We start from the raw sequence: 24,072 nt of genomic DNA, 5'->3' as shown, positions 1-24,072 counted from the left end.
GCCTCATTCTCAAGACGACAAAGGCTCCGGGTCCGAAGACCAGGAGCCGGATATTCACATTATCGGACGATCAAGGACGCTTGAGGGCGTACAACTTGCCGTCACGGCTCTGCACATACAGGGTCTCGCCATCCACCAGCGGGGCGGCGTAGAGACCACTGCTATCGAGCTGCTGCATCGCCTTGATGGTACCGTCGGTACGATCAAGCCAATACAGGTATCCTTCCACATCGCCTACCACCACATAGTCACCGAAGATGACAGGTGCGGTGACGGTGCGGTTTTCCAGCTGGGTATTGGACCACAGCTCCAGACCGTTGCGGCGGTCCACGGCAAACAGGTGGCTGCGGCTGTCGGTCAGCACAATGGCATTACCGGTCATCGCCAGATCGCGATAGCCGGAATACTTGCGCTTCCACACTTCATCGCCGGTCATCAGTTTGCGCGCCATCAGCTGACCGTTGTAGGCGATGGCATAGAGCTCATCACCGGCAATCAGCGGGCTGGCATCGACGTCAACCATGCGGTCCAGCTCGGTGGCACCGCGCGGATCAGCCACCTTGGACTGGCGCACCGGCTGGCCGTTGCTCAGCAGGGCGATGCCCACCTTGCCATCGGCACGACCGTAAATCACGGCGCCGTTGGTGATCACCGGTGCACCGGCACTGCGCAGGGTCAGCGGCGGCTGCTCTTCGGAGAGCGACCACTGCATCTTGCCTTCATCAGTGTCGAGGGCGATCAGGCGACCGGAGGTGGTCAACACCACCACGCGGCCATCTTCCACTGCGGGGCTTGCCACCACTTCGCCGGGCACATTGGTCTGCCACAGCACTTCGCCATTCTCTTCGTTCAGGGCGTAGACCACCCCGTTCTCGGAGCCGAGGAACAGCTTGCCGTAACGGGAAACCAGGCCGCCGGAGAGGCGGGCGCTGCGCTTGTCGGCGTTGACCGGCAGGTCGGCCAGATCGACGGTCCAGAGGCGATCACCACTGGCACGGTCAAAGGCGCTGACATCGCCGTCGCGGGCCGCCGCGTAGATGCGATCCTCTTCCACCACCGGCTTGAGCTGGGAGTAGAAGTCACCGATGCCATCACCCACATTAGATGACCATGCGGTGTCGGCTGTGAAGGCAGATTCAACCTTGGGCAGCGGCGCCATCGGGTTGAGATCCTCTTCGGAACTGAACAGGGAGCACCCCTGCAGAGCGAAGGAGACCGCAGCCCCCAGCGCCACCATCTTGAATAGATTACGCATCCGGTGCCTCACCCGTGGTCATGGCCGGCAGGGCCAGATCGTCCATTTTCAGCTTGAGCTCGGCGCTACCCTGCAGGCCGCCGGCATCCGCCGCCGCCTGATAGGCATCACGAGCCTCTTCGGTCTTGCCCTGCTTTTGCAGCACATCACCACGGGCTTCGGCTACCTGCGCCTTGAAGGCCTCATTCTGGATGGTCGCCAGCTTGGCCAGTGCTTCATCTGCCTTGCCCTGATCATTCAGCACACGGGCCAGACGCAGCGCCGCGATGGGACGAATGCTCTCGTCACCCGTGGTCGCCACCAGCTCCAGCTGCTCGGCAGCCAGATCCAGCTTGCCCGCCTTGACGGCAGCGGCAGCCAGTTGCAACGCGGCCAGTTCACCGTAGGAGTCACCCTTGTTGGCGGTGACAAACTGCAGTGCCTGCTCGAAACCGGCGGCATCGCCCTTGGCCAGCTGCTCAATCACCTGGTTGTAAGAGTGGGAGGAGGCCTCCATGGTCTCTTGCTGGTGCTGGTTGTAATAGCGCCAGCCAAACAGACCGACCAGACCGATCACGGTCCCGGCAATCACCGAGGTTCCGTTCTCTTTCCACCACTCCTTGATAACCTCAACCTGTTGTTCTTCGGTGGTATAGACTTCCACAGCTTACTCTCCTTTGGCTGCCAGCAGGGCAATGGCGGCGTCAACCTTGACGGTCTGTTGCTCGGCCTGACCACGCAGATATTTGATAGTGATCTCCCCGTTTTGCACCTCGGTCTCACCAAGGATCAGGGCGATTGCCGCGCCGCTCTTGTCGGCGCGTTTGAGTTGTTTCTTGAAGTTGCCACCACCGCAGTGGCTCATCAGGCGCAGGTCCGGCAGGGCATCGCGCAGACGCTCGGCCAGCTGGAAGCCAGCCTGTTCGGTCCCCTCGCCCACCATCGCCAGATAAACATCCACCGCCGGGCGGATATCGGCGTTGAGCTCGAGGGTTTCCAGCATCAGCACCAGACGCTCCATGCCCATGGCAAAGCCCACGGCCGGGGTCGGTTGACCGCCCAGCTGCTCTACCAGACCATCGTAGCGGCCACCGGCACAGACGGTGCCCTGGGCACCCAGACTGCTGGTGACCCACTCGAACACGGTCAGGTTGTAGTAGTCAAGACCACGCACCAGACGCTCGTTCACTTCGTATTTGATACCGGCAGACTCGAGCAGGCGCTTGAGCCCCTCGAAGTGGGCCAGGCTCTCTTCGCCCAGATGGTCGAACAGACGCGGGGCACCCACCAAAATGGCCTGCACCTTTTCATCCTTGGAGTCGAGTACCCGCAGCGGGTTGCTGTACATGCGGCGCTGGCTCTCTTCGTCCAGCTGATCCTTGTACTGCTCCAGATAGGCCACCAGCGCATCGCGGTAAGCGGCACGCTCGGCGCTCTGGCCCAGGGTGTTGAGCTGCAGGGTGACATGCTCGCTGATGCCAAACAGACGCCACAGGCGGTGGGTCAGCATGATCAGCTCGGCGTCAATGTCCGGCCCGTTGATGCCAAACAGCTCGACACCGAACTGATGGAACTGGCGGTAACGGCCCTTCTGGGGACGCTCGTGACGGAACATGGGGCCCATGTACCACATCCGGCGTTCCTGGTTATAGAGCAGACCGTGCTCGATACCGGCACGGACGCAGCTGGCGGTCCCTTCCGGACGCAGACTCAGGCTGTCGCCGTTACGGTCTTCAAAGGTGTACATCTCTTTTTCGACCACGTCGGTCACTTCACCGATGGCGCGCTTGAACAGATGAGTCTGCTCGACAATCGGCATGCGCACTTCGCTGTAGCCATAGCTGGCAACGACCTGGCGCAGGATCTGTTCAACCTTCTGCCATACCGGGCTCTGCTCCGGCAGGCAATCATTCATACCGCGAATAGCTTGGATCTGTTTTGCCACGTTGATACTCGAGAAAAAGAGGTAAAATTTGGCCGCATTATAGGGATTTTCCCCCCCAAGGTAAAATCAGGGAATCCGGATGCGGGATTTAAAATCAGTCACCTGGAAAAAGGGCCACCCAATGTGGCCCTGTTTCGCTCACTCCTTGTCCATCGGGATCCGGTTGGCGGGATCCAGCATGGCGGCGCGGGCGCGAATGCGGCGCTCCAGAGTTGGAATGAGATCCTTGTTGTCGAGCCGATCGACCCGCTGGCCCCCCTCATAGAAGGCACTCTTGTTGGCGGCACCCGCCAGACCAAGGTCGGAGACCAGCGCTTCACCCGGGCCGTTCACCACACAGCCGATGATGGAAACATCCATCGGTGTGATGATGTCTTCGAGCCGCTCTTCCAGTGCATTGACGGTAGCGATCACATCGAACTCCTGCCGTGAGCAGGATGGGCAAGCGATAAAGTTGATGCCACGGGAGCGAATACGGAGGGATTTGAGGATATCGAAACCGACCTTCACCTCCTCCACAGGATCCGCCGCCAGCGAGATACGCAGGGTATCGCCGATGCCGTCGGTAAGCAGCATACCCAGACCGATGGCAGACTTCACCGCACCGGCACGGAAACCGCCCGCTTCGGTGATGCCAAGGTGCAGCGGCTGTTCAATCTGCTTGGCCAGCAGGCGATAGGCACCGACTGCCAGGAACACATCGGAAGCCTTGACGCTCACCTTGAAATCCTGGAAATCGAGGCGATCGAGATAGTCCACGTGACGCATGGCGGACTCTACCAGCGCTTCTGGGGTCGGCTCGCCGTACTTCTCCTGGATATCTTTCTCCAGCGACCCGCCATTGACCCCGATACGGATCGGGATATTGAGGTCGCGCGCGCAATCGACCACCGAGCGCACCCGCTGCTCATTGCCGATGTTGCCCGGGTTGATACGCAGGCAGTCGGCACCGTACTCGGCCACTTTCAGGGCGATGCGATAGTCGAAGTGGATATCGGCAACGATGGGGATGCGGGTCTGCTGCTTGATCAGCCGGAAGGCTTCCGCCGCTTCCATGGTGGGCACGGAGACACGGACGATATCGGCGCCGACCCGCTCGATCCGCTGGATCTGCTCGATGGTGGCGGCGACATCTGTGGTCTTGGTGTTGGTCATGGTCTGCACGGTAATGGGGGCATCGCCCCCAACCGGTACATTACCAACCATGATCTGTCTGGATTTACGACGAATGATGGGTGATTCGTGAGAAGACATGGGAAACAGATTACTCCTGCGGCAGTGAGAAGCGGGCTGTACGACCGTTGTTGTAACGGCTCATATCAAACGACTGACCCTTGTAGTCAAGCTTGACGGCCATGGGCGCGCCAATGATGAACTTCAGGGGCTCGGCGCCTTCCAGCACCAGCTCGTCGTTGGCCTTCTTCAGACCACTGAACAGGGTCTTGCCGTTGGCATCCTTCACATCCAGCCAGCAATCGGCGGTGAAGCTCATCTTCAGTTGCGGCGCAGTCGCCGGATCAACGACAGCCTCTTCAGATTCGGTGCCATTGGCGCCGGATACCGCAGCATCGGTCGCAGTGCCGACAGCCGCGCTGACATCGGTCGGGGCAACAGCCGCAGAAGCAGGCGCCAGGGTAGCAGTCGCATCGGAGACCACCGCGGGGGCAGTCACGTCAGTGGCGGCAGGTGCGATGGCAGCGCCTTCCACCGGGGCGGTGTTGATCGCATCGGGCTGCGTGATAGCCGGTTCAGCCGGAGTCGAACCGGTTGCACTCATCTCGGTGGCTGCCAGGGCTTCATCACCGGCGGAGCGGCGTGAAGTACTCTGCCACCACCAGGCGACCGAGAGCGCAATCAACACCAGAATAACCAGCCAGGTCACCACCTTGAGCCGATTGTCGTTGGCTTGCTGGCGAGAGCGACGGGAGAAGCTCTGCATGTCGATATTGTCGGGAGGAGTCAGACCCAGCTTGTCGTAAGCGGCCAGAATGGTCTCTTCCGGGATCCCGACCAACTTGGCATAGGTACGCAGATAGCCCCGAATAAAGGTATGGGACGTATGTTTGTCGTAGGTATCCGATTCGATGGCGGCGATCAGGGTCAGACGAAGGTGAATGCGGGACGCAACCTGTTCTCGTGTCCAGCCAAGCTGTTCACGGGCATTGCGCAGCAGCTGGCCTGGACCTGCTGCCTGGGAATCGTCTTGTTGGAAATCGTGTGGCTGTTCAATAGTCATTGGCTAAATAACGCTTGGCTTGTTGCGAAGTGGGATATTGCCTTACCAGCTCAGTCCCGAATTGGTGAAGTAATGCCGGCTTGTCCATTGCCTGTGCCAATCTGAGTCTCAACCAGAGACTCTCCTCATTCTCGTCTGACACATCGGCAAAACGGGCGAGGTAGGACTGCACATCAGGCAGCTTGCCATCTTTCATGGAAAGCTCGGCCAAGTCCAGCAATAACCTTGGATTGCCCGGATTATACCCCAAGGCCAGGAGATAGTACTCGGTTGCTTTATCATTTCTGCGATTTTGCAGGGCACAAAGTGCCGCATTTTCATAGGTATCGGCAATCTTCACATAGCCTGGTTGAATAACAGCCTGGTTGAATGCCTTGTCTGCCTCATCATAACGGCCACGATCACAGAGGAAGGCGCCATAGTTGTTCATTGCGTCAGCATTGGACGGATCCATGGCAAGGGCGTTCTTGTAATGCTCTTCAGCCGCCTTGAAATCCCCCACCCTCTGGTAGAAGTAGGCAAAACCGATCTGCACTTGAGGATTGGAGGGGTCATACTGGAGGGCGCGATCAAGATTGAACTTGGCCTGCTCGGCATTGCCCTGACGCAGGTACTGGATACCCAGGTCGAGGCGGGTTTGGGCAGCCGCCTTGAGGTCAGGACCCACTTCACGCTGGGTCGAGTTCTGGCCAGCGTAAGTGGTCTCGGTCACACAGCCTGGCAGCGCGCAGAGCGCTGCCACTACGATCAATGTACGTGTATCCATTCCCTGTCTATACAATGGCTTAGCATTTAAACCATTTTGACGGAAATCCCATCCTGTTGCATCCGATTTTTGATAGTTCGCTTGGTACGGTCAATCACGTCACCCACCAGCTGACCACAGGCGGCATCGATGTCATCACCACGGGTCTTACGGACAATCACGGTGAAACCGTACTCCATCAGCACCTTGGAGAAGCGATCGATACGGCTGTTGCTCGGCTTGCCGTAAGGGTTGCCCGGGAAGGGGTTGAACGGGATCAGGTTGATCTTGCTCGGAGTGTCCTTGAGCACCTTGGCCAGCTCGTGCGCATGCTGCATATCGTCATTGATATGATCGAGCAGCACATACTCGACGGTTACCCGACCACCGTTGGCATTGGATTTGGCCAGGTAGCGACGGACACCGGCGAGGAACTCCTCGATGTTGTATTTGTCGTTGATCGGCATGATCTCTGAACGCAGCTTGTCGTTCGGGGCGTGCAGGGAGATAGCCAGCGCCACGTCGATCTGGTCGCCCAGCTTGTCCAGCGCAGGTACCACGCCAGAGGTGGAGATGGTCACCCGGCGCTTGGAGATGCCAAAGCCGTAGTCATCCATCATCAGACGCATGGCGGGCACCACGTTGGCGAGGTTGAGCAGCGGCTCGCCCATCCCCATCATCACCACGTTGGTGATGGGACGCTTGCCACCGACCACACGGGCAGCACGCCACACCTGACCGATGATCTCGGAGACTTTCAGATTGCGGTTGAAGCCTTGTTGAGCCGTGGAGCAGAACTTGCACTCCAGCGCACAGCCAACTTGAGAGGAGACGCAGAGGGTCGCGCGGTCATCTTCCGGGATGTAGACGGTCTCGACCTCCTGATCGCCCACCTGCAAGGCCCACTTGATGGTGCCATCGGCAGAGCGCTGCTCGCGGCTGATCTCGGGCGCCTTGATCTCGGCGATCGCCTTGAGGCGCTCTTTGAGCACCTTGTTGACGTTGGTCATCTGATCGAAATCATCACACCCAAAGTGATAGATCCACTTCATGACCTGATCTGCCCGGAATGGCTTCTCGCCCAGTTCGACGAAAAAGGCACGCATGGCATCCCGATCAAGATCCAGCAGGTTGATTTTTGTTTCGCTCATCAATGGCCTCAGTTCAAACACTTCATCAATTATTGGCTGACGACGTCAGGGGGCGGCATTGTACAAATAATGGGTCTGGCTTTCCACCTGGAGAATAGAGGGATATTGCGTAAACGGCGAAAACAACAAAGGGAGCCGAGGCTCCCTTGGGTCATCATCCACAAAAATCAGCCGCGCGGGCAGATCTCGTTGTCAGAGAAGAAGTAGGCAATTTCGCGGGCAGCGGATGCCGGTGCATCGGAGCCATGTACTGCGTTGCGATCGATGCTCTCGGCATAACAGGCACGCAAGGTACCAGCCAGCGCCTCTTTCGGGTTGGTAGCACCCATGATCTCGCGATTGCGACGGATGGCGTCTTCCCCTTCCAGCACCTGTACCATGACAGGGCCAGAGGTCATGAAGCTGACCAGATTGTCATAAAAAGGCTTGCCCTGATGCTCGGCATAGAAACCGGCAGCCTGTTCACTGCTCATGTGCAGCATTTTGGATGCCACCACTTTCAAGCCTGCGCTTTCGAAACGGCTATAGATGGCACCGATCAGGTTCTTGCTGACAGCATCCGGTTTAACGATAGAGAAGGTACGTTCGATGGCCATTGATATCTTTCCTTAACTACAGAGTTTTATTGTTAGAATCCATGTTCGCTGGCGATTATACGTAAACAAAAACCGGAAAAACACACAAACAAGCAACTTTTTATTAAACATCACTCCCTTGCAATCAACATCCACACTCATCTTGACCGAGCAGAGCCGGAAAATATGTGCGCTTGCGCACGATAGTTACCTTAAGCCGCCAAAACCCCATCTTTTGTTCACAATTCGAACAGCATGAAAAAGGCACCCGAAGGTGCCTTGTCTCGCCTATTTGGCTTCCGCCAGCAAGGCCCGCGCTATGGTGCGCATCCCCAGAGTATTAGCTCCCGGCGCCCAGAGGGCATCGCCGTTGTCACTGAAGCAGGCGGCCAGATCGATATGCAGCCAGCCCATCCCTTCGTTGGCAACGAAACGGGAGAGGAAACCCGCCGCGTTGGAGGCGCCACCCGGCCCGCCCCCCTTCACCGGACGGCTGTTGGCCGTGTCGGCGTAATGGGAAGGGCACTGCTGGCGGTGCCAGGGCTCCAGCGGCAACGGCCAGGCTGGCTCATGCTCGGCATCGGCATAGGTCATGGCCCGACTTACCAACCCTTTGTCGAGGCCGAACAGAGCATTGTAGCGCCCACCCAGCGCCATCACGGCTGCGCCGGTCAGGGTCGCGGCATCGATGATCAGCGGTGCGCCGGACTCGCTCGCCAGTTGCAAGCCATCGGCCAGCACCAGCCGCCCTTCGGCATCGGTATTCACAATCTCGACTGTGGTACCGTTCTTGTAGGTGAGGATGTCGCCCAGCTTGTAGGCGTGGCCGGAGACCAGGTTCTCGGCGCAGCAGAGGATCAGCTTCACCCGCTTGTCGAGCCCGCGCAGCATGGCCAGCGCCAGCGCACCGGTGACAATCGCCGCGCCCCCCATGTCGCACTTCATGGTGAGCATCCCCTCGGAGCTCTTCATGGAGTAGCCGCCGGAGTCAAAGGTGATCCCCTTGCCCACCAGCGCTGCTGCCACCGGCGCCTTGGGGTCACGCCCCGGGTTGAAGTCGAGCTCCAGCAATACCGGTTCGCGCGCACTGCCGCGGCCCACCTGATAGAGGCCGACCCAGCCCGCCTGTTGCAGCGCTTCGCCTTTCAAAATGCGATGACTCACCTTGTCCGGCGCCAGCTCGGTAATAAAAGAGGCAGCTTCCACCGCCAGCTCCAGCGGGCCCAACTGCTCCGGGGTGGCATTGGTCATCTCGCGCACCCAGCGGCCGCAGAGCCAACGCGCTTCCAGCTCCTCTCTGTCCTCTTCCGAGGACATGGCCCACTGCAGTTGCACCTCCGCCTTGGGGGTTTGCAGCCCTTGGGCAAAAGCCCACTGCTGTTCACGCTCCCAATGACCAGCCAGGGTCACTTTCTGGATCCCCTGCTGGCAGAGGCGACGGGCCGCTTGCTGGATATCGAGCAGCGGATTGGCCGTCACCAGATGGATCACCATGCCGTCGGCACGGTGAGAGAGCAGCGCCCCCTCCCCCCACTCGGCCGGTGCAAATTCACGACTTAACCAGACATTCATGCGGTCACCTCCTGCAGCCAGCGGGCGATGGTACGCAGACCGTGCCCCTTGGCGCCGGTCGCCCAGAGATCGTTGCCCGATTTCTGATAGGAGGCTGCCAGATCCAGATGCACCCAACCCTTGCCCTCATCACGCACGAAGCGGGAAAGGAACGCAGCAGCCGTGGTGGCACCGGCCGTACCCTCTGCCGAGGCGACGTTGCCCAGATCGGCAAAGGCCGAGGTGAGCTGGCTGGCATGCCAGGGTTCCAGCGGCAGCGCCCACGCCTGTTCGTTTTCCACCTTGGCGGCGGCCAGCGCACGCAGCTGTTCGGTCTCATCGAGGGCAAACACCGCATTGTAGTCGCGCCCCAGCGCCATCTTGGCGGCGCCGGTCAGGGTGGCTGCGTCAAGGATATAAGCTGCACCGCTGTCGGAGGCCGCCATCAGGCCATCGGCTAGCACCAGACGCCCTTCCGCATCGGTGTTCTGGATCTCGACCGAAATGCCGTTTTTGTAGGTAAGGATGTCGCCCAGCTTGAAGGCGTGGCCGGAGACCAGGTTCTCGGCGCAGCAGAGAATGAGCTTCACCCGCTGGTTCAGACCGCGGCTGATAGCCAGCGCCAGCGCACCGGTCACCATGGCCGCGCCGCCCATGTCGGACTTCATCGGCAGCATGTTGTCAGAGGACTTCATGGAGTAGCCACCGGAATCAAAAGTGATCCCCTTGCCCACCAGCGCCGCCACCACGGGCGCATTGCGATCACCGGTCGGGTTGTAGTCAAGCTCCAGCAGCACAGGCTCGCGCTCGCTGCCACGGCCAACCGACCAGATCCCGATATGGCCGGACTCGCGCAGCGCTTCACCGGCGGTGATGCGAGCTGTAACCTGATCCCCGGCCAGACCACGAATGAGCAACAGGGCCGATTCCGCCAGACTCATGGGGTAGATCTCTTCCGGACAGCCATTGGTGATGTCACGTACCCAGCGAGCCGCCTTGAGCAGCGCCTCCAGTTCACGTGCTTCCGCGTCGCTCTGCTGGCCGAAATCCAGTTCACGGGCTCCCTTGGCGGCGTAGAACCCCTGGGCGAACGCGTAGCGACGCTCCAGATCCCAGCCTTCACCGACCAGCGTCACCCGCTTGATCCCGCTCGATTCGAGGCGACGGGCGGCGCGCTGAACGGTGCGCAGAACATCCTTCTCCTGACCGGCGGCACCAAGATGGATCAGTGCCTCGTCGCCATTGAAACTGAGCTGGGCGCCCTCGCCCCAATAGGCGGCCGCAGCCTGGGTGGATAACGCTACCTTCATCATGTCAGCCATCGTGTTTGCTTCCTTTTTACTGGCACTATGTATAAGCACTCTTTATGGGAAAGAGCTTATTGGCAAAGAGAGAATAACGAATACAAAAAAGGCCGTGCCCCCGAGGGTCACGGCCTTCCACCATATCACTGAAGCACCACAGGATGCTGCACGTGCAATTCACTCATGTGTAATTAATGGCGTTCAGAGGCAAGGTTCAGGGTGTACTTGGGCAGTTCCACCACCAGATCCTCGTCCGCCAGTTTTGCCTGGCAACTGAGACGAGATTCCGGCTCCAGCCCCCACGCCTTGTCCAGCATGTCGTCTTCCAGCTCGTCACTTGGCTCGAGCGAGTCAAAGCCCTCGCGCACCACGCAGTGGCAGGTAGTGCAGGCACAGGATTTCTCGCAGGCGTGCTCGATTTCGATACCGTTGCGCAGCGCCACATCCAGAATAGTCTCGCCGCTTTGCCCCTCGAGGGCGGCGCCATCCGGACAGAGTACGGGATGAGGAAGAATGATCAGTTTTGGCATATTACACCTTGTTGACGTTTTGTCCGGTCAGCACCTTGCGGATGGAGGCGTCCATCCGGCGGGCTGCAAACTCGCCACTGACAGCATCGGCTGCCTCAATGGCTTCTTTGATTTGATGGGTTGCACCGCTGTTGCGCATGGTCAGCAGATGGGCGATGGCGGCATCAATCTCGGCACGCTCGGCAGCATTGAGCAGGGCATCGCCATCGGCGGCCAGCGCCGCATTGAGACTCTCGACCACCCGGTCGGCTTCAACCTGCTGCTCGGCCAGCATGCGGGCATCCATATCCTGCTGGGCGTTCTCGATGGAGGCACTCAGCATGTTGAGGATATCCTGCTCCGCCAACCCGTAAGAGGGCTTGACCTGGATCTCGGCCTGCACGCCGGAGGATTTCTCCATGGCGCTGACCGAGAGCAGCCCATCCGCATCCACCTGGAAGGTGACGCGAATATGGGCGGCGCCGGCAGCCATCGGCGGAATACCGGTCAGGGTAAAGCGGGCCAGGGAGCGGCAATCGGCCACCAGCTCGCGCTCGCCCTGTACCACATGTATCGCCATGGCGGTCTGACCATCCTTGAAGGTGGTGAACTCTTGGGCGCGGGCAACCGGAATGGTAGTGTTGCGCGGGATCACTTTCTCGGCGAGGCCACCCATGGTCTCCAGACCCAGCGATAGCGGGATAACGTCCAGCAGCAGCATCTCGGCATCGGGCTTGTTGCCCACCAGAATATCGGCCTGGATGGCGGCGCCGATGGCGACAACCTTGTCCGGATCGATGCTGGTCAGCGGCGTACGCTGGAAGAACTCGCCCACCAGTTCACGCACCAGCGGCACCCGGGTGGAGCCACCGACCATCACCACTTCCAGCACTTCCACCTGCTCGAGACCGGCATCGCGCAGGGCGCGGCGACAAGCCAGCAAGGTCCGTTTCACCAGCGGGGTGATGAGTTCATCAAACTGGCTACGGCTCACTGAACCCTGCCAGCCAGCAAAGGTGCACGCCACCTGCTCGGCATCGGTCAGGCCGTGTTTGACGGCAGCGGCCACATCCAGCAGCTCGCGCTGCAGATGGGCATCCAGCTCACCGGAGAGGCCCGCTTGCTCCTTGATCCAGTCCGCCAGCAGGTGATCAAAATCATCACCGCCGAGGGCGGAATCGCCGCCGGTCGCCATCACTTCAAACACACCGCGGTGCAGACGCAGGATGGAGATATCGAAGGTGCCGCCCCCCAGATCGTAAACCGCGATCACCCCTTCCTGACCGGAGTCAAGGCCATAGGCAATCGCGGCCGCGGTCGGCTCGTTGAGCAGACGCAGTACGTGCAGACCGGCCAGACGGGCCGCATCCTTGGTCCCCTGACGCTGGGCATCATCGAAATAGGCGGGCACGGTAATGACCACGCCATCGAGATCGCCCCCGAGAGTCTGGGCGCCACGCTCGGCCAGCTTTTTGAGGATTTCGGCCGAGACCTGCACCGGATTGACCAGCCCCTGACGGGTTTGCAGTTGCGGCATGCCATTGTCGGCGGCAACAAACTGGTAAGGCTGCTGGCGGGTATCGATATCGGCCAGCGCCTTGCCCATCATCCGTTTGACCGAGACGATGGTGTTGTGAGGATCGAGCGCCGCTTCGCGCTTGGCATCAATCCCGACTCGAATGGCGTCGCTTTGATAGTGCACCACTGACGGGAGCAGGTCGCGCCCTTGCTCATCGCAAAGGGTATCGGCGTGACCACTGCGAACCGCAGCGACGAGAGAGTTGGTGGTGCCGAGATCGATCCCGACGGCACGTTTGTGCTGATGAGGAACAGCGCTCTGGCCGGGTTCGGCGATTTGCAGTAATGCCATGGGTAATGAAACTTCCAGCGTTAAAGGATCAAGACTCGAGAAACGAGTCTTCGAATCGTTCCAGCTCTTCGAGGAGCTTGTCGACAAACTTGAGTTTGCGAACGCAATCAGCGGCAACGAGATCTATGCCGGCGGCAAGAGACTCGGTCAGCTGCTGCATCAACATCTGGTGATCATGCCTGATCTCGCTGCGAAAATCCTTGATGGCGCGCTCAGGGTCTGCGTCATCTTTCAGATCGGCCAGACGCTCGCGCCACTCCAGCTGCTGCATCAGAAACGCGGTATCTTGCAGAGTCTGCTGTTCACCACGGATATCGGTGCCACGCAGGGAGAGCAGATATTCTGCACGGCGCAGCGGCGCCTTGAGGGTGGTGAATGCTTCGTTGATCTGGGCGGCACGTTGCACCGCAGCCAGCTGCTCCCGTTCGGGGGCGGTGGCAAAACGATCAGGATGGAATTGGGTTTGCAGCTGGCGGTAGGTATCAGCCAACTGACGGGTATCGAGCTCGAAGCCTTCAACCAGCCCAAACAGCTCGAAATGATTCATGCAAACCTCTTGGAAACGTTCGCCACAACCTCACTCGCCCCTGGCAAATGAGATGTGGTTGAACGGGTCATGGGCGACCCGCTCAACCACAGACGAAGGATCATTGACGTCAAACATCTCAGACACTGAAGCTTTCGCCGCAACCACACTCGCCTTTGGCGCATGAGAAGGTATTGTTGAACTACGCATATCTGACCCGTTCAACAACAGACGAAAGATCATTCACGTCAAACATCTCAGACACTGAAGCTTTCGCCACAACCACACTCGCCTTTGGCATTGGGATTGTTGAACTGGAAGCCCTCGTTGAGGCCCTCCTTGACGAAATCCAGCTCGGTGCCATCCAGATGGATCAGGCTCTTGGCATCAACAATAATCTTGACGCCCTGCTGCTCGAACACCTGATCCTCATCGGTCAGTTCATCAACGAACTCAAGCACGTAGGCAAGACCGGAGCAGCCTGTGGTTTTGACGCCGAGGCGCAGGCCAATGCCCTTGCCCCGGTTAGCCAGAAAAGAGGAAACCCGTGCCGCGGCGGCATCTGTCATGGTAATAGCCATACTGCTCTCCGGCGCTTAGAGACCTTTCTTCTGCTTGTAATCGGCGATGGCGGCCTTGATGGCGTCCTCAGCCAGAATGGAGCAGTGGATCTTCACCGGTGGCAGGGCCAACTCTTCAGCGATATCTGTGTTCTTGATGCCAGCCGCTTCGTCCAGGGTCTTGCCCTTGACCCATTCGGTTACCAGGGAGCTGGAGGCGATGGCGGAACCGCAGCCGTAGGTCTTGAACTTGGCATCTTCGATGATGCCTTCGTCGCTGATCTTCAGTTGCAGCTTCATCACGTCGCCACAGGCGGGCGCACCGACCATGCCGGTTGCAACGCTGGGATCATTCTTGTCGAAACCACCGACGTTGCGAGGATTCTCGTAGTGGTCGATTACTTTTTCACTGTAAGCCATATCTCACTCCTGCTAATTCTGTTGCTCACTAACCAAATAGATCAGTGATGAGCCCATTCGACCGTGTTCAGATCGACGCCGTCTTTGTACATCTCCCACAGAGGGGACATCTCACGCAGACGACCGATGGAGTCACGAATAAGCTTGACCGCGTAGTCAATCTCTTCCTCGGTGGTGAAGCGACCCATGCTGAAACGGATGGAGCTGTGTGCCAGCTCGTCGTTCAGACCCAGTGCGCGCAGCACATAGGAAGGTTCCAGGCTGGCGGAGGTACAGGCCGAACCGGAAGAGACTGCCAAATCTTTCAGCGCCATGATGAGGGATTCCCCTTCCACATAGGCAAAGCTGACGTTGAGGTTGCCCGGAACACGTTGCTCCAGATCGCCATTGATGTAGACGGCTTCAATGTCCTTGATGCCATTCCACAGACGCTGGCGCAGTGCCAAGATACGCTCGCCTTCACTCACCATCTCTTCTTTGGCGATGCGGAAAGCTTCGCCCATCCCGACGATCTGGTGGGTCGGCAGAGTACCGGAACGCATGCCGCGCTCGTGGCCGCCACCGTGCATCTGGGCTTCCAGACGAACGCGGGGTTTGCGGCGAACAAACAGTGCACCGATCCCTTTCGGACCGTACACCTTGTGCGCTGAGACGGAGAGCAGGTCCACTTTCAGTGCTTCCACATCTACCGGGATCTTGCCCACACTCTGAACGGCATCCACGTGCAGCAGGATCTTGCGGGAACGGCACAACTCGCCGATGGCGGCAATGTTCTGAACCACGCCGATTTCGTTGTTCACATGCATGATGCTGACCAGGATGGTGTCATCACGCATGGCATTCTCGATCATCTCGATAGTGAACAGGCCGTTGGGCATCGGCTCAAGATAGGTCACCTCGAACCCTTCACGCTCCAGCTGGCGACAGGTATCGAGCACCGCCTTGTGTTCGGTCTTGGAGGTGATGATGTGCTTGCCCTTGCTGGCATAGAAGTGGGCAACACCCTTGATGGCCAGGTTATTGGATTCGGTAGCACCGGAAGTGAAGACGATCTCGCGGGGATCGGCACCGATCAGATCTGCCACTTGATTACGGGCCAGATCCACCGCCTCTTCAGCTTGCCAGCCAAAGCGGTGAGAACGGGAAGCCGGATTGCCGAACAGGCCATCCATGGTGAGACACTGCATCATTTTTTCTGCGACACGCGGGTCCACCGGACAGGTTGCCGAATAATCAAGGTAAATAGGCAGTTTCATGTTTTTCTCCGTCACAGTCCGGGTCATACAGAGTCCCGCTGTGGAAAGCACGTTTATAGTTGGACTTTCAAGCTCACATCGCCGTGTTCTGCCCGATCAACCAGGGACAACACGGTCTTCATTTGTTCATCTTGCTTGCCGGCAATCCGGCGCACATCGGCCTGGCGTACCAGCTCAGCCAGCGTGATATCCCCGAGGAAGCTGGAGATCCGCTCACTCAAATCACGCCACAGGGAGTGAGTCAGGCACTGGGTACCGCCGTGGCAACCGCCCTTGCCGAGACACTTGGTGGCATCGACCGACTCATCGACCGCGGTGATCACCTGACCAACCGAAATCTCGCCTGGGGCCAACCCGAGGCGATAACCACCACCCGGGCCACGCACGCTGCTCACCAGACCATGTTTGCGCAGGCGGGCAAAGAGCTGCTCGAGATAGGACAACGAGATGCCCTGGCGCTCGGAAATATCGGCAAGGGGGACGGGCCCCTGCTCTGCATGCAGCGCCACGTCGAGCATGGCGGTTACAGCGTAACGTCCTTTTGAAGTCAGTCTCATGTGCCTTACCGTCTTGCGAAGCAATTTAATGGGGCACATGGTCACATACCCGACCAAATCAGTCAAGTATATGGTTGAGTAAATCAGTCGGATTAATCCGGTACGCGCGCTTTCTGCACCGAGGTCAGAATACCGCGCAGAATGTTGAGCTCAGCCGCTTCCGGCCGAGCCCGATTGAACAGGCGACGCAGCTTGCTCATCACATGACCCGGATGGTCATCGGCAATAAAACCGGTCTTCATCAGGGTTTGTTCCAAGTGCTGATAAAACCCTTCCAGCTGGGCGGTACTCGGATAGGCCATCTCCTCTTCAGGCTCGGCGGCCTGCCCCAGCAGCCAGCGCATCCGCACTTCGTAACAGAGGGTCTGCACCGCCATGGCCAGATTGAGAGAGCTGTAATCAGGATTGGCCGGAATGGCCACGTGGTAGTGGCACTTTTGCAATTCGTCGTTGGTGAGACCGGTGCGCTCACGACCAAACACCAACGCAACCGGGTGCTGCATCCCCTCAACCACCGACTTTTCGCCGGCCTCACGGGGATCGAGCATGGGCCAGCTCAGGGTTCGAGAGCGGGCGCTGGTGCCAATCACCAGACCACAATCGGCGATCGCGTCGTCCAGTGTCGGGACGATACGGGCATTGGCAAGCACATCGCTGGCACCAGCCGCCAGAGCGAAGGCATTGTCGTCCGGCAAGGCTTGCGGATCAACCAATACCAGCTGAGTCAAACCCATGGTCTTCATGGCACGTGCCGCAGACCCCATGTTGCCGGTATGAGAGGTGTTTACCAAAACGATACGAATCTGATCCAACATGCCCAGTCAATCTTCAGTCAAAAATGGCGCGCAATTGTAACATAAGAGAACACAATGTTGGCACCGTAAAAGCCGAGCCATTTCAGAACAAAACTACCCGTTTGTATAACAAACCAGCATGAGGGAAGTGAGAGGGGGGGACTAAACTTGATGGATATCCGATAAACGGCACAGGAGACACCACGCCATGCTTCCTCCCTTTATCTATGAGAGATTGCCCAGCCTCTACCTGCTGGCAGCCATTGCCATTATTACGTTGAGTGAACAGCCCCTGCTCTGGTTTGCAGGCGCCTTGCTGTTTATCGCCGGAGCGGTGACCTGGATGATGCGCTCCAGCTACCGGCGTACCGATCTGATTATCTTTCCGAGCAAACGCTGGCTACAGCCGGAGTGGCTGTATGAAGCGCAACCCTTTATCTGGCTGGCTGCGGGGCTGGCCATGTCACAGCTGCCCGCCCCTGCGGCACTCATCGCCTTGGTGCCCTGTCTGTGGGCCTGTCGTTGCCTCTGGGCACGGCACCATTATCGTCGCCATGCCCATGGGGTGATTGCCCACTTAAGACGGGATCCCGCCCGGCGCCGTCTGCACCGGAGCCTGCGCTGACGCGGTACGGGCGCGTTCGATAAACGTCGCCAGATCCATCAGGGGATACTTCATCAGGCTTGGCAAGCCATCGAGATCCAGACTGTCCATCAGATTTTTCACCTCAAGACCCAGTTCGGTATCCCCTTCTATCTTCAGTTTGCGCTGGAAAAAGAGCGAATCCGGATCCTCTTTGCGACCAGCGATGAGGATCAGGTCGTTGGCGGTACCGCTGAAGCAGACATCGGCCTTGTCACACTCGCGAGCCACCACCAGCTGGCCATTCTGCTCACTGATAAACCAGCACAGCTCCAGATCAGAGACTTCGACTTTCAGCCACTTGTCTGCCAGAAACTCGAAATCGCCATCTTCGATAGCCTCTTTGAAAACCCGGGCCAGCAAACTCTCCATTAGCTGCTTTTGCAGATTGAAGGGAACCAGCTTGAGGGGATGGCGCAAGAAGCGCGGAGCCTGTTCGACCAGGCGGCGTTGCAGTTGTTGAAACACGATAGACTCCCTTTTTTGCGCATTCAAACACAGGGAGAGTGGCAAGATCCTGTTGGAAATCAAACTTGTGCAGGGTTACCTCAAGAAGGGTAAAGCCACACAAAGCTGCCTCAGGTCAAAAAGCGGGAGTGCATGGCTGCATACAATCAGGGCTCGTTTGCCCTTCATATGCACTCTCGGAGCGTACCAATGGAATTACTCTGTCCGGCAGGCAGTTTGCCGGCACTGAAAACCGCCGTGGATAACGGGGCTGATGCCGTTTATATCGGTTTCAAGGATGACACCAATGCCCGCCACTTTGCCGGTCTCAACTTTACCGACAGCAAACTGGAGAAGGCGGTGGATTATGTGCATCAACATGGTCGCAAGCTGCATATTGCCATCAATACCTTTGCCCATCCCGGGGCCCATACTCGATGGAAACAGGCGGTTGATCGCGGGGTGGCCCTCGGCGCCGATGCGTTAATCATCGCCGATCTCGCCGTGCTGGAATATGCCAGCCGCCACTACCCCGAGATGGAACTCCATGTCTCGGTGCAGGCCAGCGCCACCAATGCCGCCGCCATTCGCTTCTATCAGCAGCAATTCAATGTCACACGGGTAGTGCTGCCCCGGGTGCTCTCCATGCATCAGGTCAAGCAGCTAGCCCGCGAGACCGATGTTGGCCTTGAGGTATTCGCTTTTGGCAGCCTCTGCATCATGGCCGAGGGGCGCTGCTATCTCTCCTCCTACATGACTGGCGAGAGTCCCAACACCGTCGGCGCCTGCTCACCGGCCAAGTTCGTCCATTGGGCAGAAACCCCGAGCGGCCTCGAGTCGCGGCTCAACGAGGTGCTGATCGACCGCTATGGCCCGGGCGAAAATGCCGGTTACCCGACCCTGTGCAAGGGGCGTTTCGACGTGGATGGCCAGACCTACCACGCGCTGGAAGAGCCCACCAGTCTCAATACCCTGGGTCTCCTGCCCGAGCTGTTCAAGACAGGGATCCAGTCGGTCAAGATTGAAGGACGCCAACGCAGCCCAGCTTATGTGGAGCAAGTGACCCGGGTCTGGCGTGCGGCCATCGATGCCTATCAGGCCAATCCCGAGGCCTATCAGGTCAAAGCTGAGTGGGATGCCCAGCTCGCCCGCGTCTCCGAAGGTAGCCAGACTACCCTCGGCGCCTACCATCGTCAGTGGCAATAAGGAGTCCACCCATGCAATTTTCTCTCGGGCCTCTGCTCTTCTACTGGCCCAAAGCCGATACCGAAGCCTTTTACCATGCCGCCGCCAACAGTCAGGCCGACATCATCTATCTGGGAGAGACCGTTTGCAGCAAGCGGCGCGAACTCAAAGTCGATGACTGGATTGCGCTGGCCCGTCAGGTGGCCAGCTCCGGCAAGCAGGTGGTGCTCTCGACCCTCGCCCTTATCTCCGCCCCTTCCGAGCTCAAGGAGGTGAAGCGGCTGGTCGACAATGGCGATCTTATGGTCGAAGCCAACGATCTCGGTACGGTACAACTCGCCTGGGAGGCTGGGATCCCCTTCGTCTGTGGCCCCGCCATCAACGCCTATAACGCCGATGTGCTGCGCATGCTGCTCAAACAGGGGATGAAACGCTGGGTCATGCCGGTGGAGCTCTCCCGTGACTGGCTGATCCAGCTCAATCAGGATCTGGGCCCCCTGCGCGACCAATTTGAGGTGGAGGTGTTTGCCTACGGCCATCTGCCGCTCGCCTACTCGGCGCGCTGCTTCACCGCCCGCTCCCTCGACAAACCGAAAGACAACTGCGAGCTCGCCTGCATCAACTACCCCACCGGACGACTGGCCAACAGCCGCGAGGGGCAGCGGGTGTTCAATCTCAACGGGATCCAGACCCAGTCCGGTTACTGCTATAACCTGGGTAACGAGCTGGCTGGTATGGAAGGTCTGGTAGATGTGGTCAGGCTTTCGCCGCAAGGGATGAATACGTTGGAGATGCTGGCCCGCTTCAAAGCCAACCGGCAGGGCCAGGCTCCCCTCTCCTTGCAGCAAGGAAGCGACTGCAACGGCTACTGGCGCCAGATCCCCGGCATGAGCCTGGTGGAATAAGCCCAAGGGCAAAACATAAGATAATAGCGATCAAAAGGGGGCCATTAGGCCCCCCTTTCTAATCACTCATGTCATAGTGACTTACTTGGCGCCATGCTGCTCCGCCAGATAGAGCCAGGTATCGACAACTGTATCGGGGTTGAGCGACACCGAGTCGATCCCCTGCTCCACCAGCCAGGCGGCGAAGTCCGGATGATCGGAGGGGCCCTGACCGCAGATCCCCACGTACTTGCCCGCCTTGCGCGCGGCCTGAATAGCCATCGCCAGCAGAGCCTTGACCGCCTCGTTACGCTCGTCGAACAGATGGGCGATGAGCCCGGAATCCCGATCCAGCCCAAGAGTGAGCTGGGTCATGTCGTTGGAACCGATGGAGAAGCCGTCCACGTGCTCCAAAAACTTGTCTGCCAAGAGGGCATTGCTCGGGATCTCGCACATCATGATCACCTTTAGCCCCCGCTCGCCGCGGCGCAGACCGTTCTCGGCCAGGATGTCGATCACCTGCTCCGCCTCGCCCACGGTGCGCACGAAGGGGATCATCACCTCGACGTTGGTCAACCCCATCACATCGCGCACCCGCTTGATCGCCTCGCACTCGAGGGCAAAGCAGGGGCGGAAGCTGTCGGCGATGTAGCGGGATGCGCCACGAAAACCGATCATCGGGTTCTCCTCGTGGGGCTCGTAGCCACGACCGCCCACCAGATTGGCGTACTCGTTGGACTTGAAGTCCGACATCCGCACGATCACCCGCTCCGGCCAGAAGGCGGCCCCCAGAGTGGCGATCCCCTCGGTCAGCTTGGCCACATAGAACTCCCGCGGGCTGTCGTAACCGGCGATCATCTTGCCGATGGTGGCCTGCAGCTCTGGGGTTTGCAGGTCAAACTCCAGCAAGGCCTTGGGGTGCACGCCGATCATCCGGTTGATGATGAATTCAAGGCGCGCCAGCCCTACCCCGGCATTGGGCAACTGGGCAAAGTCGAAAGCGCGGTCCGGGTTGCCGACGTTCATCATGATCTTGATGGGCAGGCGCGGCATATTGCCCACCTCGGTCACCGCCACGTCGAAGTCCAGCTCGCCGTCATAGATAAAACCGGTATCCCCTTCCGCACAGGAGACGGTGATCCGCTGGCCCGGCTGAATATGATCGGTAGCGTTGCCACAGCCTACCACTGCCGGAATGCCCAGCTCGCGGGCGATAATGGCGGCGTGACAGGTGCGGCCACCCCGGTTGGTGACGATGGCGGAAGCCCGCTTCATGATGGGCTCCCAGTCCGGGTCGGTCATGTCGGTGACCAGCACATCGCCGGGCTGCACTTCGTCCATCTGGCTGATGGAGGAGATGACCCGCGCCGGGCCCGCGCCAATCTTGTGACCGATAGCACGCCCCTCGATCAACACCTTGCCCGCTTGCTTGAGGGCAAAACGCTCGAGGGTGTTGGCCTCCTGACGGCTGCGCACGGTTTCCGGGCGGGCCTGCACGATATAGAGCTGGCCATCCTGACCATCCTTGGCCCACTCGATATCCATCGGGCGGCCATAGTGCTGCTCAATGATGAGGGCCTGTTTCGCCAGCGCCATCACCTCCTCATCGCTGATGCAGAAGCGGCTACGCTCGGCCTCATTGGTGTCGACAATCTTCACCTGACGGCCGTGACCGGCATCGTCCGAGTAGGTCATCTTGATAAGCTTGGAGCCGAGGGTCTTGCGCACCACCGCCGGGCGGCCCCCCTTGAGGGTCGGCTTGTGCACATAGAATTCATCCGGGTTGACCGCGCCCTGCACCACCATCTCGCCAAGACCATGGGCACCGGTGATAAAGACCACGTCGTTGAAACCGGACTCGGTATCCAGGGTAAACATGACGCCGGAGGCGGCGAGATCCGAGCGCACCATCCGCTGTACCCCGGCCGAGAGGGCAACGCCCTTGTGGTCGTAGCCCTGATGCACCCGATAGGAGATGGCGCGATCGTTGAACAGGGAAGCAAACACATGCTTGACCGCCGTCATGACGGCATCGATGCCACGTACGTTGAGGAAGGTCTCCTGCTGACCGGCAAAGGAGGCGTCTGGCATATCCTCGGCGGTGGCGGAGGAGCGCACCGCAAACGAGGCCTCGACACCGGCACTCAACTTTTCATAGGCAACCCGGATAGCCTGCTCCAGTTCGGGCTGGAACGGGGCTTCGATCACCCAGTCGCGGATCTGCTGACCGGCCCGGTTGAGGGCGGCGATATCGTCCACGTCCAGATTGTCGAGCAGATGGTGGATCTTGCCGTTGAGGCCGCTTGACTCCAGAAACTCGTTAAACGCAAAGGCGGTGGTGGCAAAGCCCCCCGGCACGGATACGCCGGCGCCAGAGAGGTTGCTGATCATCTCGCCAAGGGATGCGTTCTTGCCGCCAACTCGTTCTACGTCCTGCATTCCGAGTTGTTCGTACCAGAGCACGTACTGTTGCACTTGGATGTCTCCAGGTTGGTGGGCACCGATGCCATAGCACCTCGTGCGCCCGATTTAATCGATGAGGTTATGGGTAAGTCAGGTGCGTTATTGTCGGTTTCTTTTGTTGCTAACGACCATGAAAACGTTTTCTATTGGTTTTCAAAAAAATCCCCGAGCAAGAGTTGGGGATGGTCGAATGACCGGAACATTCTACAATGGCGACACAAAAAGATAACGATTCAGGTTTGCAAGCCACTTCACAACTTGGGCACAGCAGACCGGTTGACAAAACTGGTATGGTTTCGGGAGATACTTCTCACCCCTTACCCCATGCGACCCCACCCGCGGTATCACAGGAGCCCTACGTGCACACCGTATTTTATGTTTCAGACGGCACCGCCATCACCGCCGAAGTGTTCGGCCACGCGGTACTGAGCCAGTTTCCGCTGGCCTTCGAGCAGATCACTATCCCCTTTGTGGAGACACTGGAGAAAGCCCGTCAGGTACGGATGCGGATCGACGAGCAGTTTCGCCAGACCGGGGTACGCCCCATTCTGTTTCACACCATCGTCGACCCGCTGGTACGGGAAGAGGTACTGAAATCGGAGGCGTGCGGCCACGACTTTCTCAATACCTTCGTCAGCCCGCTGGAGCAGGAGCTGGGGGTCAAAGCCGAGCCCCGCCTCCACCGCACCCACGGCATGGAGAACCGCAAGCTCTATGACGATCGCATCGAGGCGGTCAACTTCGCACTTGCCAACGACGATGGCATCACCACCAGGGAGTACGATGAGGCGGACATCATCCTGATCGGGGTCTCCCGCTGCGGCAAGACCCCCACCAGCCTCTATCTGGCGCTGCAGTTCGGCATTCGTGCCGCCAACTACCCCTTTATCGAGCAGGACATGGGCATGCTGGAGCTGCCCGCCCCCCTCAAGGCCAACCGTCACAAGCTGTTTGGCCTCACTATAGCGCCGCAGCGGCTGCACGAGATCCGTAACCAGCGCCGTGCCAACAGCCGCTACTCCTCCATCGAACAGTGCGAGCAGGAGCTGGCCTGCGTGGAGCGACTGTTTCGCCAGGAGGCGATCCGCTTCCTCGATACCAGCTCCCACTCGGTGGAGGAGATCAGCGCCAAGGTCCTCGAGGCAACCGGTCTGCGCCGCCAGCTCTGTTAAGCCAGCTTGACAGCTATCGGCATCAACAAAAGATAAAAATTACAG

24 protein-coding genes are annotated in these 24,072 nt (G+C 59.1%); 4 read left to right on the top strand and 20 right to left on the bottom strand.

From position 1 onward, the window contains the following. Nucleotides 1-70 precede the first annotated feature (70 nt). The 18 genes from bamB to trmJ form a co-directional block, all read right to left on the bottom strand. Nucleotides 71-1,255 (bottom strand): outer membrane protein assembly factor BamB, encoded by a 1,185-nt coding sequence (bamB, locus tag G5533_RS01095; RefSeq protein WP_421254820.1) that lies wholly within the window; start codon nt 1,253-1,255, stop codon nt 71-73. Next, nucleotides 1,248-1,898 (bottom strand): YfgM family protein, encoded by a 651-nt coding sequence (locus tag G5533_RS01090; RefSeq protein WP_421254821.1) that lies wholly within the window; start codon nt 1,896-1,898, stop codon nt 1,248-1,250. The genes bamB and G5533_RS01090 overlap by 8 nt, the downstream gene beginning before the upstream one ends. Before the next feature lie 3 nt (nt 1,899-1,901). Continuing rightward, entirely contained in the window at nt 1,902-3,179 is a 1,278-nt protein-coding gene (gene hisS, locus G5533_RS01085; protein ID WP_033136069.1) for a histidine--tRNA ligase, read from the bottom strand. 138 nt (nt 3,180-3,317) lie between these two features. After that, nucleotides 3,318-4,433, bottom strand: coding sequence for a flavodoxin-dependent (E)-4-hydroxy-3-methylbut-2-enyl-diphosphate synthase (ispG, locus tag G5533_RS01080; RefSeq protein ID WP_005333801.1), 1,116 nt, complete (start codon nt 4,431-4,433; stop codon nt 3,318-3,320). Nucleotides 4,434-4,443: 10 nt separating this feature from the next. Beyond that, on the bottom strand, nt 4,444-5,415 hold the full coding sequence (rodZ, locus tag G5533_RS01075) for a cytoskeleton protein RodZ (RefSeq protein WP_216978561.1): 972 nt from the start codon (nt 5,413-5,415) through the stop codon (nt 4,444-4,446). Then, nucleotides 5,405-6,196 carry a type IV pilus biogenesis/stability protein PilW gene (tapF, locus tag G5533_RS01070; protein WP_216953941.1) on the bottom strand — a complete coding sequence of 264 codons (792 nt, stop codon included), beginning with the start codon at nt 6,194-6,196 and terminating at the stop codon, nt 5,405-5,407. The genes rodZ and tapF overlap by 11 nt, the downstream gene beginning before the upstream one ends. Before the next feature lie 11 nt (nt 6,197-6,207). Then, nucleotides 6,208-7,311 (bottom strand): bifunctional tRNA (adenosine(37)-C2)-methyltransferase TrmG/ribosomal RNA large subunit methyltransferase RlmN, encoded by a 1,104-nt coding sequence (locus tag G5533_RS01065; protein WP_005344856.1) that lies wholly within the window; start codon nt 7,309-7,311, stop codon nt 6,208-6,210. Between the two features lie 167 nt (nt 7,312-7,478). Next, entirely contained in the window at nt 7,479-7,907 is a 429-nt protein-coding gene (gene ndk / locus G5533_RS01060; RefSeq protein WP_005333805.1) for a nucleoside-diphosphate kinase, read from the bottom strand. Between the two features lie 267 nt (nt 7,908-8,174). After that, the gene (gene pepB, locus G5533_RS01055; RefSeq protein WP_005359802.1) at nt 8,175-9,458 is read right to left on the bottom strand and encodes an aminopeptidase PepB; all 1,284 of its coding nucleotides are present in this window, start codon (nt 9,456-9,458) and stop codon (nt 8,175-8,177) included. Next, nucleotides 9,455-10,759, bottom strand: a complete 1,305-nt coding sequence (gene pepB, locus G5533_RS01050) for an aminopeptidase PepB (protein ID WP_216977894.1) — start codon at nt 10,757-10,759, stop codon at nt 9,455-9,457. The genes pepB (G5533_RS01055) and pepB (G5533_RS01050) overlap by 4 nt, the downstream gene beginning before the upstream one ends. Nucleotides 10,760-10,932: 173 nt before the next feature. Continuing rightward, complete coding sequence (gene fdx / locus G5533_RS01045; RefSeq protein WP_005333808.1) at nt 10,933-11,271, bottom strand: ISC system 2Fe-2S type ferredoxin; 339 nt, start codon at nt 11,269-11,271, stop codon at nt 10,933-10,935. Between the two features lies 1 nt (nt 11,272). Then, nucleotides 11,273-13,120, bottom strand: a complete 1,848-nt coding sequence (hscA, locus tag G5533_RS01040; protein ID WP_005351033.1) for a Fe-S protein assembly chaperone HscA — start codon at nt 13,118-13,120, stop codon at nt 11,273-11,275. Nucleotides 13,121-13,148: 28 nt separating this feature from the next. Further along, on the bottom strand, nt 13,149-13,667 hold the full coding sequence (gene hscB / locus G5533_RS01035; RefSeq protein WP_421254822.1) for a co-chaperone HscB: 519 nt from the start codon (nt 13,665-13,667) through the stop codon (nt 13,149-13,151). Nucleotides 13,668-13,903: 236 nt separating this feature from the next. Then, nucleotides 13,904-14,227 (bottom strand): iron-sulfur cluster assembly protein IscA, encoded by a 324-nt coding sequence (iscA, locus tag G5533_RS01030; RefSeq protein WP_005333812.1) that lies wholly within the window; start codon nt 14,225-14,227, stop codon nt 13,904-13,906. Nucleotides 14,228-14,242: 15 nt separating this feature from the next. Beyond that, nucleotides 14,243-14,626, bottom strand: coding sequence for a Fe-S cluster assembly scaffold IscU (iscU, locus tag G5533_RS01025; protein WP_005333813.1), 384 nt, complete (start codon nt 14,624-14,626; stop codon nt 14,243-14,245). 41 nt (nt 14,627-14,667) lie between these two features. Further along, nucleotides 14,668-15,882 (bottom strand): IscS subfamily cysteine desulfurase, encoded by a 1,215-nt coding sequence (locus tag G5533_RS01020; RefSeq protein WP_013723838.1) that lies wholly within the window; start codon nt 15,880-15,882, stop codon nt 14,668-14,670. A gap of 53 nt (nt 15,883-15,935) precedes the next feature. Beyond that, nucleotides 15,936-16,439, bottom strand: a complete 504-nt coding sequence (gene iscR, locus G5533_RS01015; RefSeq protein WP_026035025.1) for a Fe-S cluster assembly transcriptional regulator IscR — start codon at nt 16,437-16,439, stop codon at nt 15,936-15,938. 92 nt (nt 16,440-16,531) lie between these two features. Then, on the bottom strand, nt 16,532-17,254 hold the full coding sequence (gene trmJ / locus G5533_RS01010) for a tRNA (cytosine(32)/uridine(32)-2'-O)-methyltransferase TrmJ (protein ID WP_100645606.1): 723 nt from the start codon (nt 17,252-17,254) through the stop codon (nt 16,532-16,534). 187 nt (nt 17,255-17,441) lie between these two features. Between trmJ and G5533_RS01005 the strand changes: the two genes are divergently transcribed. Beyond that, entirely contained in the window at nt 17,442-17,858 is a 417-nt protein-coding gene (locus tag G5533_RS01005; RefSeq protein ID WP_139474391.1) for a hypothetical protein, read from the top strand. Here the strand turns inward: G5533_RS01005 and ubiT are convergent. After that, on the bottom strand, nt 17,811-18,344 hold the full coding sequence (ubiT, locus tag G5533_RS01000; RefSeq protein WP_101530750.1) for a ubiquinone anaerobic biosynthesis accessory factor UbiT: 534 nt from the start codon (nt 18,342-18,344) through the stop codon (nt 17,811-17,813). The two genes, G5533_RS01005 and ubiT, sit on opposite strands and share 48 nt — an antisense overlap. Before the next feature lie 189 nt (nt 18,345-18,533). On the opposite strand from ubiT, the gene ubiU reads away from it, so the two are divergent. Both ubiU and G5533_RS00990 read left to right on the top strand, forming a co-directional pair. Beyond that, nucleotides 18,534-19,529: a ubiquinone anaerobic biosynthesis protein UbiU gene (gene ubiU / locus G5533_RS00995; RefSeq protein ID WP_441254282.1), complete on the top strand. Its 996-nt coding sequence runs from the start codon at nt 18,534-18,536 to the stop codon at nt 19,527-19,529. Between the two features lie 11 nt (nt 19,530-19,540). Continuing rightward, a complete protein-coding gene (locus G5533_RS00990; protein ID WP_421254824.1) occupies nt 19,541-20,413 on the top strand; it encodes a U32 family peptidase in 873 nt (290 codons plus the stop codon). 81 nt (nt 20,414-20,494) lie between these two features. Here G5533_RS00990 and ppsA read toward each other — a convergent pair whose 3' ends face one another. Beyond that, nucleotides 20,495-22,867: a phosphoenolpyruvate synthase gene (ppsA, locus tag G5533_RS00985; protein ID WP_421254825.1), complete on the bottom strand. Its 2,373-nt coding sequence runs from the start codon at nt 22,865-22,867 to the stop codon at nt 20,495-20,497. Nucleotides 22,868-23,214: 347 nt separating this feature from the next. Here ppsA and ppsR point away from each other — a divergent pair, with 347 nt between their 5' ends. Further along, on the top strand, nt 23,215-24,027 hold the full coding sequence (gene ppsR, locus G5533_RS00980) for a posphoenolpyruvate synthetase regulatory kinase/phosphorylase PpsR (protein WP_005333888.1): 813 nt from the start codon (nt 23,215-23,217) through the stop codon (nt 24,025-24,027). Nucleotides 24,028-24,072: the final 45 nt, after the last annotated feature.

It is taken from the genome of Aeromonas sp. A600620, assembly GCF_029479985.1.
Classification (GTDB): domain Bacteria; phylum Pseudomonadota; class Gammaproteobacteria; order Enterobacterales; family Aeromonadaceae; genus Aeromonas; species Aeromonas veronii_A.
Note: the sequence above shows the minus strand (reverse complement) of the source record. Positions and strands in the feature narration are given on the sequence as shown.

Coding starts and splice junctions, on each gene's coding strand:
- bamB (WP_421254820.1), bottom strand. CDS start 1,255: ATGCGTAATCTATTCAAGATGGTGGCGCTGGGGGCTGCGGTCTCCTTC.
- ispG (WP_005333801.1), bottom strand. CDS start 4,433: ATGTCTTCTCACGAATCACCCATCATTCGTCGTAAATCCAGACAGATC.
- rodZ (WP_216978561.1), bottom strand. CDS start 5,415: ATGACTATTGAACAGCCACACGATTTCCAACAAGACGATTCCCAGGCA.
- G5533_RS01065 (WP_005344856.1), bottom strand. CDS start 7,311: ATGAGCGAAACAAAAATCAACCTGCTGGATCTTGATCGGGATGCCATG.
- ndk (WP_005333805.1), bottom strand. CDS start 7,907: ATGGCCATCGAACGTACCTTCTCTATCGTTAAACCGGATGCTGTCAGC.
- pepB (WP_005359802.1), bottom strand. CDS start 9,458: ATGAATGTCTGGTTAAGTCGTGAATTTGCACCGGCCGAGTGGGGGGAG.
- pepB (WP_216977894.1), bottom strand. CDS start 10,759: ATGGCTGACATGATGAAGGTAGCGTTATCCACCCAGGCTGCGGCCGCC.
- fdx (WP_005333808.1), bottom strand. CDS start 11,271: ATGCCAAAACTGATCATTCTTCCTCATCCCGTACTCTGTCCGGATGGC.
- hscA (WP_005351033.1), bottom strand. CDS start 13,120: ATGGCATTACTGCAAATCGCCGAACCCGGCCAGAGCGCTGTTCCTCAT.
- hscB (WP_421254822.1), bottom strand. CDS start 13,667: ATGAATCATTTCGAGCTGTTTGGGCTGGTTGAAGGCTTCGAGCTCGAT.
- iscA (WP_005333812.1), bottom strand. CDS start 14,227: ATGGCTATTACCATGACAGATGCCGCCGCGGCACGGGTTTCCTCTTTT.
- iscU (WP_005333813.1), bottom strand. CDS start 14,626: ATGGCTTACAGTGAAAAAGTAATCGACCACTACGAGAATCCTCGCAAC.
- G5533_RS01020 (WP_013723838.1), bottom strand. CDS start 15,882: ATGAAACTGCCTATTTACCTTGATTATTCGGCAACCTGTCCGGTGGAC.
- iscR (WP_026035025.1), bottom strand. CDS start 16,439: ATGAGACTGACTTCAAAAGGACGTTACGCTGTAACCGCCATGCTCGAC.
- trmJ (WP_100645606.1), bottom strand. CDS start 17,254: ATGTTGGATCAGATTCGTATCGTTTTGGTAAACACCTCTCATACCGGC.
- G5533_RS01005 (WP_139474391.1), top strand. CDS start 17,442: ATGCTTCCTCCCTTTATCTATGAGAGATTGCCCAGCCTCTACCTGCTG.
- ubiU (WP_441254282.1), top strand. CDS start 18,534: ATGGAATTACTCTGTCCGGCAGGCAGTTTGCCGGCACTGAAAACCGCC.
- G5533_RS00990 (WP_421254824.1), top strand. CDS start 19,541: ATGCAATTTTCTCTCGGGCCTCTGCTCTTCTACTGGCCCAAAGCCGAT.